Below are 14111 nucleotides of genomic sequence, written 5' to 3'. Positions count from 1 at the left end.
CGCCAGTGAGGCCGCCAGGGAACAGTGGAAAAGGCTCATGCGCATTCCTCCCGGGCGATAACCGCGTCAAACCGCGCCGTCCACTCCGGAAACAGCTCACAGGCGAGGCTGTGCATGGTCTGAGCTGCACTGTCACTTTTACGCGAGGTGTTTTTTTCCAGCCGGTGAACAGGCTGGCCTGCGGCATGGCCAAACTTATAAATATCGAGGTCATAAATCTGCGTGCTCATCAGGGAGACCGGCAGCTGCGCGGCGTGCTCGCTGTATTTACCCTGACCAATGATAAGGTTCAGGTCGCTGAGCGTCTGGCGGGCCAGCACCGTGTAGGTCATGCAGTTGATGAGGATCCGGATTTCAGGCAGGCGTACACCGAAGCAGGCCAGAGGCAACAGTTGTTCCATCATGGCAATGGTGCCGCGCAGGAATTCACGCACGTCGGGGAGAACGGGTTTGACCACGCCCACGGCGGTCTCCGTGCCGGCCAGCAAAATCAGCTCGAGCATGACGGAGCGCGCGCCCTGAGAATCGACAATGATGGCGTCGTATTGCCGGAACAGTGGATGCTGCAGAACATTGCGTAGCCTCAGACGCCCGTCAGGAGCATGCAACATGGCGGTTTTCAGCTGGCCGTGTGGGTCGTTGGAGATGATGAGGTCAAGGCCGGAAACAGCCGTGTGGGAGATAATCTGTTCGGGGTGGGATAAATCCGCGGTTTGCATGAGAAGCTCAAACAGGCCGCAAGGCGCTTCATAATCCAGTTCATAAATGCTGCTGGCGGTCGGCTGAGCGTAGTCGCCGTCGATTAAAAGCGTCTTCAAACCGGCATCCGCGAGAAAACCGGCGAGGTTGGCAGCCTGGGTAGATTTACCTTCGCCACCTTTGGTGGAAATTACGGGCAATATTTTCATTTTCACATCCAATTGATTAAACTGGAGTGAAAATCATCGGTTCAGATCAAATAAAACAGCATTTGACTTTTACTGTAAAATCAGAACCCATGGGAGAAGGGATTGAAAATCCCCGTGTCCTTGGTTCGATTCCGAGTCCGGGCACCACTATTTAGAAGAACCCGCCTATGGCGGGTTTTTTGCTTTTGCGTCTGGACTCTTCATCGAACAAGTTAGATTATTCGTCTCATCCTGAGACTCACCCCTTTGGGGCCAGCGCAAGCGCTGTTCAAAAACGTTCCTGACGTTTTAGTATTCGCCTCATCCCTGAGACTCACCCCTTCGGGGCCAGCGCAAGCGCTGTTCAAAAGCCTTCGGCGTTAGTCCGAGTCCTGGCACCACTATTTAAAGAAACCAGCCTACGGGCTGGTTTTTTGCTTTCTGGGATCCGATAAATTGCTGGTCGCAATCAGCAACGACCCAATTTCGTACGCCCTGTATGAATATTTTCCTCTAGTAACGCGTTTTATCCTTCTGTAAGCGACTCCAGCTTTTTGAGGTTTTTTTACAAAAAACTTAAAAAAACATACGGTTCCTTAAAAAGGAATGGAAAATTCTTCTAGATTATTAAAATATAAAAACACTGTATATCTCCAGTACCAAAAAATGACAACACACATCATAAAAACCCTTGATTTTGCATGGTTATATATAGTTATATTCATATGAAAATGGATATTTAGAAACAGGACAAAAAGAGGTATTTATGATTTATCCAGTTGAAATTAAGAGTACATCTGCTGCCATCCCCTTAAAATTAAATCCTAAATGGGTCGACGAGGAAGACAGGAAAATTCGTAAATATGCACCAGTAATTATACATTATAAACTTGTAAATGCACACGTCAAAACCTCAATGAATATAATGTTAGAGAATCGCATTAATATATGTCGTGATCTAGCACGCCGCCCTGATAAATTTGGGGGACATACTTCTTTTAGTTTCAATAGGAATGCTTGCCGTACAATACATTCTATGAAATTAAAATTCACTAATATCCCAATAATTGTTAATAGCACAGGCGCTGCAACAAGAATCGCAAAAGATCTGCTAAGCAATTATAGTCTCGCCTGGCATCCTGAAAATGCACGCGACGAACCAGTATACTTACTCGTCCATAAATTTGAATTTGAGTACTATCGCCAGGCGCTCAGCAAAGTAGAGTACAAAAATTTCTATTTGATAAGTTGGGATGGCGGTAAAATGTCAGGTTATGGTGCAGCCAGAGCTGCGGCAATAGCTTTTGCCGACGCATTACCTTACCGACCAAAACAAATATTGTTAATGGATCAGGATGCTGCTTTAACTGAACAAACCCGGCATACTAATCCTGTAGTAAAAAAATCTTTATTACAGGCGCAGATTAAAGCTGGTTATCCTCAAAGGACCACTATAATTGGGCTTGGAAGAGGAAACCCCACGAGAGTTTCTGTCCCAAGCTTTAAGAATCAACTTATTCCACCTCAACGTACAACACATAAAGCTAAATATATATCTCGTGCACCTACCCAACAGATAATTGCTATCACAGCCCCATTTATAGATAGGCATACTGATGGCATTTACCCATCTTTTATGGTCGCGGGAGGGGAAGATATGCTCATGAATTGCAAACTAGATATTGTAACAATTAAAGAAAGCAATATATCATGTTTAGATGCAACTATTATAAAAAAAGAACTGCCGGTAGATCTTGAGCATCCAGAACCGCCAAATCGATATTGGGATAATACTCAGTTAAATACACTTAAAAAATTATATGAAGTTGAAAAAAATTACAAAATTAGTTTAACAAATTTCAATGGTACTGTAGAGCAATTAATTCATTCCTTTATACAAAAAGGGATAATCAAAAACTCTGAAACTGATATATATAACACATCAGCGAATATTGTTGAGAGAATACTTATCTTTATTTATAGATCTAAATTCCTACCTCATAATTTTGATGATAGTGTTTTTGATAACAAAACATTCATAATGTCATGTCGATGAATTAATTCCATGCGTTAAGAGCAAAGAAGCATTATAGCTTCTTTGCTTATTTTAGTCACTTAGCGGCAGAGCAATTATGTCTCATATAAGTCCAACCACACCGATCGCATCAGCCATATTGATATACCAACCCATCTTGTGAATAATCATCCAGCAACGGTTAAAACAATGATACTGCAAATGACAAAGGCAGGAATTTTCTGGTTTTAGTTTTGTATTGCAAAATCAAATAATTAATACTTAAAAACTCATCAATTATGTAATCTCATCAAATTTTACTCAATGGATTTTGGTCAATCCCAGTAAAAAATTTTGATATTCTTTTTTACTGATTTTGAATTGTCAGCCATAAAAGCATAGAGGCTTTATGCCAGAACACCAGACGTCCAAAAGAACGCAATCTACTGAAGCCAAAAATTCAGCGTGATCAGGCCGCAGGTCAGCAGCGCGGTGAGGATTAATTCGAAACTGTAGCGTCGCAACATTATCTGAACTCCAGAAAGAAACACCCGGCAAGCCGGGTGTTTGTGTTAACGCTTCAAGCTAACGGGATAGCCCCGCCTGACTTATGCTGCTGGCTGAACAGCTGGTTTGGCAGCAGCTTTATGGTGTTTTTTCACGTGTTTCTTAGCAGCCTGCGCTTTCTGGGCAACAGGTTTTACTGCTTTTTTGTGATGCTTTTTAGCAGCCTGAGCCTTCTGTGCTGCCGCAGGTTTTACTGCTTTTTTGTGGTGCTTTTTGGCAGCCTGAGCTTTTTGCTCGGTCGCTGGCTTAGCGGCTTTTTTGTGATGCTTTTTAGCGGCCTGAGCTTTCTGAACGGCAGCTTTTTTGTGTTTCTTATGGTGCGTTACTTTTGCAGCTGGAGCTTTAGCAGCAGGTGCAGCGGCGGTGGTTGCCGGAGCAGCAGCTGGTGCGGTAGCGGTAGTGTCAGCAGCGAAAGCGGCGGAAGACAGACCCATAGCAGCGGCAACAACCAGAGCTAATACTTTTTTCATTTCGACATCCTCGAATTTGTTTTTGTGTGTACCCCACTGCGGGGCCGTTGAAATGAACTATAGGCGTGTCGAATAAACTCTTCAGTGAGTGTTTGGTATCGGCGTGTAATGAAATGTACAACACTCTCGCTGCTGGCCTGCCGGGCTGTTTTTTAGCCGTTATTCCCCGACACGTCCCGATAAACCATCAGGTTGTTACGCTTCTCACCGGGGCGATTATCTTCCCAGAAAAATGCCATTCCCGCAGGCGCAGGCTGCCGCTTATCGCCGAGCACAATCAGCCAGCGGCAACTCTCAGGCTTGCTGAAGGTCTTTTGTGGCCGATGCAGAATACCGGCAAAGTAGTAGAGCATCGGCGCCTCTGATTCGCCGATGTGGTAAGACGCCATGCAGTCATTGGCCTGGTACTGCCCGGCAAGGTGACTTTTGAGATCGGTAAAGACGCCTTCGTAGCCTTTACTGTAATCGAACCAGCCGACCATCAAGGTAAACGCCACGCTCCAGACAGAGACCGCGCCTAATCCCCAACTCAGGGCGGCACGCAATGCCGGGTTGAGCGCACCAGATAAACGCGTGCGGCTAAACCACAGCGCAGTGATAGCCACAGCAAACAGGCACAGCGGCCAGGAGAAATGCAGCTCGTAGCTCGTCGGCAGCCAATGCTCAAGAGGATCCAACCACCCTCTTTTATCGCCGCTAACCTTCAGCAGATAGACGCCCCACACCACCACAAGCAGGGCTGACCAGAGCGCGGTGGAAAAATAAGAGAAATAACGTAGCGCTTTCTCTTTTATTAACGGCAGCAGCTGAGAGCCCAATATAGCCAGCGGGCCAACAAAGGGCATCAGATATAAAGCACGGCTGCTCGCTGACATCTGCAGAACAATAATCCCCAGCAGTGGAAACAGAGTAATAGCAAACTCATCCTGACTCTTCAGGCGCTTAAGAGGGTGACGGAGAAAATATAGCGTTGCCAGTATGCCGGACGGCAGCGCAAAAAGCACAATCGCCTCGGGGACTCGCATCAGATTGGCTTTAGCCCCGAGCTTTGCAACAGAAAACCCCAGGAAGCGGCCAATATTATTTTCCCAGAACCACACTATAAACAGATCCGGATGCTTAATATAAAGCAGCACGGGCCAGGGAAGAATAAAGACAAGTGAAATGATTCCCGCAAGAATAACAGGATTCCAAAAATATTTTGTCCGGCATTGCGCGAAAAATAGAGAACTCAAAAATAGCGTTATCCACAGCACGCCGGGGATAAAAACGCCTTTCGATAACAGAGTGACCACCGTCCCTACGCAAAGCCATACGGCCGAGGCAGCTATTTTTTCCTGACGGATAAGTCCTACAATGCCATAGAGCGCCACGGTTGCACCGGCAGTGAGGGCCGTATCGCTGAACATATCGTGGCTGTGACGCAGAATGCCCGGCGCGCTGACATAAACGGCGAAAGCCAGCCAAATACGATAATCCGTCAGGCTTTCACTAAGAAATACTCTTCTCGCCAGCAGAATAAAAAATGAAAAATTAATAACTGAAAACAGTAACGTTGCGGTGCGGGCTGCATCATGCATCGACAGTACGCCAGAGAATAAGTGCACCATCAGCGTGGCCGTCCAGTAATAAAGCGGTGGTTTTTCCATAAAAGGCTCACCGGCATTCACAGGCACCAACCAGTTGCCTGTTTCATACATAGTTTGAATCACGCCAAAAGTATAATTCTCATCCTGCTTCCACGGCGTATGCCCATATATTCCCGGCAACAAATAAATAAACATAAAACCAATAAACAAAAGGAGTACTTTTCCATCCTTGCGCTGCAACATAAAAACATCACTCCTTTACATGATTTGGCTGATTATTTCTGGTGGTAACTAACCGAGAAGCATTTGGAATTAAGGCATACCCTGCCGCAAGACATTACAAACCTGGAACACAACGGAAAATAAACAGCGTGCGTCATTCCAGGCTCATGGCGACTTTTTGTGGGTTTGTTGATGAAATAAACAGGTTAGCGGCATAAAAGGGATCGATCCTGCTCTCGGCACAGAACGCGAACCCTCTTTTCAGAGACGCCGCGCAACTTTGACCAAAATCAAAGTTGCATCTGGTTAGCAGGTTAAACGGTGGCGATGAGCGCTCCGCCTGGATATAAAGACGAACGATAATAACTATCATTAACGTTCGCAAGGATGAGTTTATGCCAGGGAAACGTAAAACCTACACGGCCTTTTCAGCCATACCTCTGTTTGTTACGGGAGCCGTTGCCGCTCCCACCGCGGCATTTGCCCAGGAAAACACCGCGCCTGAAGATACCATCATCGTCAGCGCCAGCCGCTCGGAAACCAACCTCTGGAACAGCCCGGTCACCGTCCAGGTCGTTGGCAGCAAGACGCTTGAGAACTCAACCAGCGTCTCGATTGCCGACGATCTGCGTGACATTCCCGGCGTAGAAGTCACGGATAATTCACTGGCGGGGCGCAAGCAGATCCGCATCCGCGGGGAAGCCTCGTCACGCGTGTTGATTCTGATTGATGGTCAGCAGGTCACTTACCAACGCGCCGGGCAGGACTACGGCGCGGGGTTGTTGTTGGATGAATCTGCTCTGGAGCGTATCGAAGTTATTAAAGGCCCCTATTCCGTGCTCTACGGCTCACAGGCCATCGGCGGGGTGGTGAATTTCATCACCAAAAAAGGCGGTGACAAGCCGCTGGGCGGGCTGGTAAAAGCCACCTGGAACTCGGCAACGGCAGGCTGGCAGGAATCCGCCGCGGCCTGGGGCAGCATCGGCCAGTTCGACTACCGCATTAACGGCAGCTACTCGGATCAGGGCAACAGAAAAACGCCAGACGGGCGGCTGGATAACACCCACTTCCGCAATAACGGCCAGGGCCTGTGGCTGGGTTACAGCTTCGACCGCCAGAAAATCGGCCTGTCTCTCGACCGCTACCGCCTCTCCACGCAAACCTGGTACAGCGATCCGGCTCACCAGTTCGATACTTTTAGCGTCAGGATCCCGGAAATGACGCGGGAAAAAATCGGGCTGTTTTACGATTATGACGTCGACGGAAACTACCTGAAAAAAATCCACCTCGATGCCTATAACCAGACCGTCGAACGCCAGTTTGAAAATGAAGTCGCCACTACGCAGCCAATTCCCTCGCCCATCATCCAGGCGTTAAGCGTAAAAAATCAGACCCAAACCCACGACAAGCAGTACACCCAGGGCGTTACGCTGCAAACTAACTTCTCGCTGCCGGCCGGGAACGATCTGGTACTTGGGGCGCAGTATCAGCACGACAAAGTGAACCAGAACTCCAGCGGCTACACGCGCCAGACGGCGAAAACCGGGTTCTTTGATATCGAAACCCGCACCCGGTCGCAGGATAAATCGGCGCAAACTAATACCTCACTGTTTGCTCAGAACGCCTGGCATCTGGCCGATGACTGGACCTGGACCGTGGGAGCCCGGCAATACTGGCTGGCGTCAAAGCTCATCAACAGCAGCTCGCAAACGGTTGAAGGTGGCGTGGCAACCAGCAGCACCAATGGCGGCAAGTCGACCAGCGATAGCCAGTTTGTGGGTGCCACCAGCCTGAACTACTCCGGGTTTAAAGATATCGAGCTGCGCGCCGCCTTTGCCCAGGGCTACGTCTTCCCGACGCTGGTACAGCAATTTATGCAAACCTCAGCCGGCGGCGGCCTGACTTATGGCAACCAGAACCTGAGCCCTGAACATTCCAATAACTACGAAATCGGCGCCCGCTATAAGGGCAATCTGTGGTTGGTGGACGGCACGGCATACTACTCCGAAGCGAAAGATTACATCGCTTCGCGGGCCTGCGAAGGGCAAGCCGTTTGTCAGGGGAACAGCGGCAGCGCACGAGCCGACTACCGCTACTACGACAATATCAATCGAGCCAAAACCTACGGCATAGAGCTGAGCGCCGAGTATAACGGCTGGGCCATCTCCCCTTATCTGAGCGGCAACCTCCTGCGCCGCCAGTATCAGAGCAGCACGCTAAAAACCTGGGATACCGGGGAACCCGCCGTTAACGGCCGCTTTGGGGTCAGGCATACGCTGATGCTCAACGCCATGAACCTCACTTCCGACGCCTTTATCCGCGCCGCTTCCCGAGCCAAAGAAAACACCGGCGACGGACAAAGGCGCTACCCCGGCTGGGCCACGCTGAATCTGGCGATAAACGCAGAATTTGGTGACAACGACCAGTACCAGGTCAACTTTGCGCTGAACAACCTGACCAACAAGCGCTACCAGACCGCACACGAATCTATTCCGGAAGCGGGCTTCAATACGGCCCTCGGCTTTGGGTGGAAATTCTGATGAAGAAAAGTCTTTTTGTCGTACTGCTGGCGCTGACGGCGTCATTTTCCACCGCGGCCAGCGAGCGGCTGATTGTTGCCGGAGGTTCACTGACTGAACTCGTTTACGCGCTGGGCGCGGGCGCTCAGGTAGTTGGCGTAGACGAAACCACGGCCTGGCCGCCGGAAACGGAAAAATTACCGCACATCGGCCCGTGGATGCAGCTCAGCAGCGAAGCCATATTGTCGCTGCGCCCTGAACGCTTCATCACCTGGCAGGACGCTGGCCCACACATCGTCTTTGAACAGCTTAAAAAAACCAAAGTGAACGTGCTGTTGCTCCCACGAGTTCCCGCCACGGTCGAACAAATGTATGAAAATATTCAAACGCTTGCGAATGCCCTGGATCGCCCGCAGCAGGGCGAAGCGCTGGTTGCCAGCCTGCGCCAACGGCTGGAGGCCGTAGCCAAAAGCAGCGTCCTCAAATCCCATCCCGTCCGGGCGATGTTTATTCTCTCTACAGGCGGCAGCCTGCCGCAGTTTGCCGGCGCGGGCAGCGTGGCCGACACCATTATGAAAATGGCGGGAGCCAGCAATATCGCCGGACATCGTCAGTATCAGAGCTATAGCACCGAAGCGATGATAGCTGCGAATCCGGACGTGATTGTCGCCACGACCCAAATGACTCAGGGCAACCCTGACGCGCTGAAGGCCATTCCCGGCATCACCCACACATCGGCCTGGAAAAATAAGCGGATAGTCATCATCGATCAAGCGCTGATCCTGGGCATGGGCCCGCGTATCGCAGAAGCCGTGGAGCAACTGCATCACCAGTTTTGGCCTGATTCCGGCCAGAACAATTAATGATTACTTCGAAATGAGCGATGTTGAACATGAAACCTGAACTGGATCTCCAGGCGCACTTCGCGCTCCCCGGCGGGCAACCTTTTAAAGATCGTCACGCCACCATGCCGTGGCGCGGCGCTGCACCCGTTGCCAAAGAGCAGCTTGAGCAAACCTGGCAGCAGGTGATTGCCAGCCCAACGCCACCCGGCAAAAGGCTGGTCTATCTGCATATTCCCTTCTGCGCAACGCACTGTACCTTCTGCGGTTTTTATCAGAATCGCTACGAAGAAGACCACTGCGAGCGTTACACCAACGCGCTGCTCAGGGAAATTGAGCTGGAGGCCAGCAGCCCGCTGCACCAGTCCGCACCCATTCACGCCATCTACTTTGGCGGCGGCACGCCCTCGGCGCTTTCGGCCAAAGATTTGGCGCGGATCATTACCGCCCTGCGCCGCAGCCTGCCGCTGGCACCTGACTGCGAAATCACCATTGAAGGCCGGGTGCTGAATTTTGACGATGAGCGCATCGACGCCTGCCTCGACGCGGGCGCAAACCGCTTCTCCATCGGCATTCAGTCGTTTAACAGCAAAATCCGCAAGAAAATGGCGCGTACGTCCGACGGTCCCACCGCCCGGCGCTTTATGGAAAACCTCTGCAAACGCGATCGCGCCGCCGTGGTCTGCGATCTGCTGTTCGGCCTGCCGGGGCAGGATCAAAAATTGTGGGCGGAAGACCTGGCCATCGCGCGGGACATCGGCCTCGACGGAGTCGATCTTTATGCCCTGAACCTGCTGCCGCAAACGCCGCTGGGTAAAGCCGTCGAAAACGGACGTGTCTCGCTGCCTTCTCCGGCAGAACGCAGGGATTTGTACCTTCAGGGCTGCGACTTCATGGACGGCGCAGGCTGGCGCTGCATCAGCAACAGCCACTGGGCGCGCACCACGCGGGAACGCAACCTTTACAACCTGCTGATCAAACAAGGCGCTGACTGCCTGGCCTTTGGCTCCGGTGCAGGCGGCTCGGTCAACGGCTATTCCTGGATGGTTGAACGCAACCTGGAGACCTGGCACACCGCCATCGCCGCCGGAAAAAAACCGCTGATGATGATGGCCCGCACCACTGACCCAGGCTACCGCTGGCGGCATCGGCTGCAGGCCGGGATTGAAACTGCACGCGTGCCGCTCGATGAATTGACCGCCGATGCGCATCTGCTTCAGCCGCTGCTGACCCAATGGCATGAATCCGGCCTGACGCGCGATGACTCTACCTGCCTGCGCCTGACCGATGAAGGCCGCTTCTGGGCCAGCAATATCTTCCAGTCTCTGCAGACGCTGATTTCGACCCTGAATATCCCAATAACAACGGACAAAAATCCACAAGGAGCTCCCCTATGACTTCCGTTTCCCTCGCCGACTACTTACAAACCCAGCCGGATGGCACGCTGGAATCCATCGCTGCACAATATAATGTCACCCTGCTGGATGTTGTCTCCCAGCTTCCCGCTCTGGCCCTGGTCAGCGGCGAGCAGTTCGATACCGTCTGGGATACCGTTGTCGAATGGGGCAGCGTCACCACGCTGGTACACACCGCCGACCTGATTATTGAATTTTCCGGCGAGCTGCCTTCCGGCTTCCACCGCCACGGCTATTTCAACCTGCGCGGCAAAAAAGGCATGACGGGGCATATCAAAGCGAGCAACTGCACCCACATCGCTTTGGTGGAGCGCAAGTTTATGGGGATGGACACCGCCTCGATTCTGTTCTTCAATCAGGCGGGCAGCGCGATGCTGAAAATCTTCATCGGGCGCGACGATCATCGTCAGTTACTGGCAGACCAGCTCGCGGCTTTCCGGGCGCTGGCAGAAACACTTAAGGGAAATATTGCATGACGCCATGGTTAATTTTTGGGGCCGGAGGCAAAGGCGTGGGCGCGCTAACCGCGAAGCTGGCTTTGGCAGAAAATCGCCCCGTTGTTGCGCTGGTGCGTAACGAAGAGGCCGCCGCAAAACTGCGCGAGGCCGGTGCTCAGGTGATTATCGGTGACGCCTGCGATTCAGACGCGGTCACAGAAGCCTGTCGCCTTGCGGGCAAGGAAACAACCGTCATCTCGACAATGGGAGGCGCGCAGGATTATCTGGCACACCGCACCGTTATCGACTGCGCCGAAAAAGCCGGGATCTCGCGTATGGTGCTGGTCACCTCTTTGGGCTGCGGAGAAAGCTGGGCTTACTTGTCCGATCGTGCAAAAGCTGGTTTCGGCCAGGCGGTGCGGGAAAAATCTCTCGCGGAAAGCTGGCTGCAAACCAGCATACTGGCCTTTGCCATCGTGCGCCCCGGCGGCCTGCTTCACGGCGAGCCAACCGGTAAAGCTGTTCTGAGTCAGGCTCCCGAAATTCACGGCATGGTGATGCGTGCCGACGTCGCCGCGCACGTGGCCGAACTGGCAAAAGCCCCCCACCTGAACGGCCAGGTTTACGGCCTGGTCGAACCGGGGCTGAAACCGGCTTAATGCTTCTTACTTATCTCGCCTCGCCTTTTCTGGCGGGGTGATCTTTTAACAATAAAACATTATTATCATTCCGTTCTAATTTTATTATTTGCAATGGAAATGTCTCTTGTGCAGAAAAATATTCAAAAGCTGCTGAACAGCACGGCAATGCTTCACGAGGGCTATCGGCAGGCAAAAATTCGATATGCCAGCCAGGTCGCGCCTGACTTCAAATTATTTCAACTTTTCAACATAAATGAAAACACATTATCCCGCTGCCTTGCCTATCTTCTGGATCCCCAGGAAGATCATGCTCAGGGAGATCTCTTCCTTTCGAGTTTCTATAATTCAATAGAGCTCACTGAAAGTATATCCATTAATAAATCAACTCAGATTTTTACTGAATACACAATACTAAACAAAAGAAGAATAGACATATATATCGCCAGCAAAGAGATTCTTATAGGCATAGAAAACAAACCCTGGGCTGCCGACCAAATAGACCAACTCTATGATTATTCAAACTGGCTAGCAAATGAAGCCAAGAAAAAAAACAGTAGTTGGTTAATGGTTTATCTTTGTAACAATGAGATCAATGACTTCACACTTCGCCCTGAAACACCCCAGGATCTCAGAAAAAACATTATACAATTCACTTTTTATCAGTTAGCAGAATGGCTTTCTGCCTGCGCTCCACATATTAAAGCACCACAAGTTCGCTGTTTTGTTGATGCGCTAATACAATTTACTCGTGAAGATATCAACGGAGAGACTAACGTGGATTATGAAAAAGAACTTACAGAGAACGTAATCGCTTCTCCACAGAATCTTAATGCGGCATTTCTTATTGCTCAAAGTATGAGGAAAGTAAAAGAACAGCTTTGGCTTGATTTTCTATCTTATTTGAAAAAGGAACTTCAACCCAAAGGCATTACCCTCAATTATAATAACCAACTTCTTACGGGCCGCAAGGAAGGTGATTTTCATTTTTACTTTTCAGGGGAAGATGATTTCACCCTGTGCTGGCAATTTGAGAAACCAAACTATTGCGGTTTCTGTTGGGGAATAAGCAGTTCGGATATCATGTCCAAAAAGAATCAGCGCCTATATTTCCCTCTTATTTCTGAAGCGATGAATAATATATACCCCGAGCTGGAAGCTCACACTCGAAAAGAAGGATGGTGGCCATGGTGGACCTATGCCGACGAAAGCATGCATGTGCCACGTAACTGGGGCATGGATCCAGACGCATGGTCCCTCCTGGTCGAACGAGGAGAAGGCAGTTTTGCTCAGTCAGTCATCAACATCGTGACTAAGGTTCAGGCCGAGATAAACTTAAAGCTCTTTAGCGTATCGGCGTAGCCTGTAATGCCGTGCCGGGCTTTCGCTTTTCTGGCGGTATAGCCCGGCCAGCTCTTCCCTCTTGCTACACTTCCAGATAGTTTCATCAGATAACTAACCTGAGAAGAAGGCAGATAACGCTATGTCCGAACACAACTACCAGCCACCAAAAGTCTGGACCTGGAACAAGACCGAAGCAGGCCAGTTCTCCAGCATCAACCGCCCCGTTTCTGGCCCAACCCACGAAAAAACGCTGCCGGTCGGCAAACACCCGCTACAGCTTTATTCCCTTGGCACGCCTAACGGGCAGAAAGTGACTATTCTGCTGGAAGAGCTGCTGGCGCTGGGCATCAGCGGGGCTGAATACGACGCGCACCTGATTCGCATCGGTGAAGGCGATCAATTCTCCAGCGGCTTTGTAGAAGTAAACCCGAACTCCAAGATCCCGGCGCTGTTTGACCATTCCGTTACGCCGCCGCTGCGCGTATTTGAGTCCGGCAACATCCTGCTTTACCTCGCAGAAAAATTCGGCCACTTCCTGCCGAAGGACATCGCCGGGCGTACCGAAGCGCTGAACTGGCTGTTCTGGCTGCAGGGCTCCGCACCTTACCTGGGCGGTGGCTTCGGTCACTTCTACCACTATGCGCCGGTCAAAATCGAATACGCCATCAACCGCTTCGCGATGGAAACCAAGCGTCAGTTGGACGTACTAGACAAACAGTTGGAGAATCATCGCTTTATCGCCGGAGATGAATACACCATCGCCGATATTGCCATCTTTACCTGGTACGGCTCGCTGGCGAAAGGCGGCCTGTATGAATCCGCCGAGTTCCTCGACATAGCCTCCTACAAACACTTTGGCCGCTGGGCAGATGAAGTAGCTAACCGCCCGGCGGTTAAACGCGGCCGCATCGTGAACCGCACCTGGGGCGATGTGCAGCTGGCCGAGCGCCATGATGCTTCAGATTTTGATGATTTAGGGTTGTAGGCCTTTCACGTCAATCCTCTCTCTGGAAGGGAGAGGAGCTATTCCTTTCCTACTCTCTCTTCCCCGTCTCTTATACAAATTTCTCTTTTAAAACCTTCCCGGAGAGACCTTTAGTCCAGTCGTTATTCCGTTCACCCGTAGATCGGTTTTCCCTGTACGTTCAGAGCACGGTGAACGTGTCC

Annotated in this window: 12 protein-coding genes; 8 read left to right on the top strand and 4 right to left on the bottom strand. The window is 50.9% G+C overall.

From position 1 onward, the window contains the following. Positions 1–35: 35 nt before the first annotated feature. Complete coding sequence (locus tag CNE01S_RS13900; protein WP_061276879.1) at positions 36–908, bottom strand: ParA family protein; 873 nt, start codon at positions 906–908, stop codon at positions 36–38. Between the two features lie 745 nt (positions 909–1653). Between CNE01S_RS13900 and CNE01S_RS13895 the strand changes: the two genes are divergently transcribed. Beyond that, a complete protein-coding gene (locus tag CNE01S_RS13895) occupies positions 1654–2943 on the top strand; it encodes a hypothetical protein (protein WP_061276877.1) in 1290 nt (429 codons plus the stop codon). Positions 2944–3344: 401 nt separating this feature from the next. On the opposite strand, the gene ydgU is transcribed toward CNE01S_RS13895, so the two are convergent. From ydgU to CNE01S_RS13885, 3 genes are all read right to left on the bottom strand, one after another. Continuing rightward, the gene (ydgU, locus tag CNE01S_RS26135; RefSeq protein ID WP_456297838.1) at positions 3345–3428 is read right to left on the bottom strand and encodes a small membrane protein YdgU; all 84 of its coding nucleotides are present in this window, start codon (positions 3426–3428) and stop codon (positions 3345–3347) included. A gap of 81 nt (positions 3429–3509) precedes the next feature. Continuing rightward, positions 3510–3938, bottom strand: a complete 429-nt coding sequence (asr, locus tag CNE01S_RS24440) for an acid resistance repetitive basic protein Asr (protein WP_072279142.1) — start codon at positions 3936–3938, stop codon at positions 3510–3512. A gap of 152 nt (positions 3939–4090) precedes the next feature. Beyond that, entirely contained in the window at positions 4091–5770 is a 1680-nt protein-coding gene (locus CNE01S_RS13885) for an ArnT family glycosyltransferase (protein WP_061276875.1), read from the bottom strand. Between the two features lie 374 nt (positions 5771–6144). Between CNE01S_RS13885 and CNE01S_RS13880 the strand changes: the two genes are divergently transcribed. The 7 genes from CNE01S_RS13880 to yghU all read left to right on the top strand — a co-directional run bounded on the left by CNE01S_RS13880 (position 6145) and on the right by yghU (position 13929). Then, positions 6145–8289: a TonB-dependent receptor gene (locus tag CNE01S_RS13880; RefSeq protein WP_061276873.1), complete on the top strand. Its 2145-nt coding sequence runs from the start codon at positions 6145–6147 to the stop codon at positions 8287–8289. Further along, positions 8289–9131 (top strand): heme/hemin ABC transporter substrate-binding protein, encoded by an 843-nt coding sequence (locus CNE01S_RS13875; RefSeq protein ID WP_061276871.1) that lies wholly within the window; start codon positions 8289–8291, stop codon positions 9129–9131. The genes CNE01S_RS13880 and CNE01S_RS13875 overlap by 1 nt, the downstream gene beginning before the upstream one ends. A 29-nt stretch (positions 9132–9160) precedes the next feature. Further along, entirely contained in the window at positions 9161–10507 is a 1347-nt protein-coding gene (hutW, locus tag CNE01S_RS13870; RefSeq protein WP_061276869.1) for a heme anaerobic degradation radical SAM methyltransferase ChuW/HutW, read from the top strand. Then, entirely contained in the window at positions 10504–11001 is a 498-nt protein-coding gene (gene hutX, locus CNE01S_RS13865; protein ID WP_061276866.1) for a heme utilization cystosolic carrier protein HutX, read from the top strand. Before hutW ends, hutX begins: the two co-directional genes overlap by 4 nt. After that, positions 10998–11621, top strand: coding sequence for an SDR family oxidoreductase (locus CNE01S_RS13860; protein ID WP_061276865.1), 624 nt, complete (start codon positions 10998–11000; stop codon positions 11619–11621). Before hutX ends, CNE01S_RS13860 begins: the two co-directional genes overlap by 4 nt. 108 nt (positions 11622–11729) lie before the next feature. After that, positions 11730–12962, top strand: coding sequence for a PDDEXK-like family protein (locus CNE01S_RS13855; RefSeq protein WP_169799411.1), 1233 nt, complete (start codon positions 11730–11732; stop codon positions 12960–12962). 121 nt (positions 12963–13083) lie between these two features. Next, positions 13084–13929: a glutathione-dependent disulfide-bond oxidoreductase gene (gene yghU, locus CNE01S_RS13850; RefSeq protein WP_061276860.1), complete on the top strand. Its 846-nt coding sequence runs from the start codon at positions 13084–13086 to the stop codon at positions 13927–13929. Positions 13930–14111: the final 182 nt, after the last annotated feature.

The sequence above is a fragment of the Cedecea neteri NBRC 105707 = ATCC 33855 genome (genome assembly GCF_001571265.1).
In the GTDB taxonomy this organism is placed as follows: Bacteria; Pseudomonadota; Gammaproteobacteria; order Enterobacterales; family Enterobacteriaceae; genus Cedecea; species Cedecea neteri.
This window is presented reverse-complemented; position numbering and strand designations above follow the sequence as displayed.

Excerpts from the sequence above, each read along its gene's own strand:
- CNE01S_RS13900 (WP_061276879.1), bottom strand. The coding sequence starts at position 908 with ATGAAAATATTGCCCGTAATTTCCACCAAAGGTGGCGAAGGTAAATCT.
- CNE01S_RS13895 (WP_061276877.1), top strand. The coding sequence starts at position 1,654 with ATGATTTATCCAGTTGAAATTAAGAGTACATCTGCTGCCATCCCCTTA.
- ydgU (WP_456297838.1), bottom strand. The coding sequence starts at position 3,428 with ATGTTGCGACGCTACAGTTTCGAATTAATCCTCACCGCGCTGCTGACC.
- asr (WP_072279142.1), bottom strand. The coding sequence starts at position 3,938 with ATGAAAAAAGTATTAGCTCTGGTTGTTGCCGCTGCTATGGGTCTGTCT.
- CNE01S_RS13885 (WP_061276875.1), bottom strand. The coding sequence starts at position 5,770 with ATGTTGCAGCGCAAGGATGGAAAAGTACTCCTTTTGTTTATTGGTTTT.
- CNE01S_RS13880 (WP_061276873.1), top strand. The coding sequence starts at position 6,145 with ATGCCAGGGAAACGTAAAACCTACACGGCCTTTTCAGCCATACCTCTG.
- CNE01S_RS13875 (WP_061276871.1), top strand. The coding sequence starts at position 8,289 with ATGAAGAAAAGTCTTTTTGTCGTACTGCTGGCGCTGACGGCGTCATTT.
- hutW (WP_061276869.1), top strand. The coding sequence starts at position 9,161 with ATGAAACCTGAACTGGATCTCCAGGCGCACTTCGCGCTCCCCGGCGGG.
- hutX (WP_061276866.1), top strand. The coding sequence starts at position 10,504 with ATGACTTCCGTTTCCCTCGCCGACTACTTACAAACCCAGCCGGATGGC.
- CNE01S_RS13860 (WP_061276865.1), top strand. The coding sequence starts at position 10,998 with ATGACGCCATGGTTAATTTTTGGGGCCGGAGGCAAAGGCGTGGGCGCG.
- yghU (WP_061276860.1), top strand. The coding sequence starts at position 13,084 with ATGTCCGAACACAACTACCAGCCACCAAAAGTCTGGACCTGGAACAAG.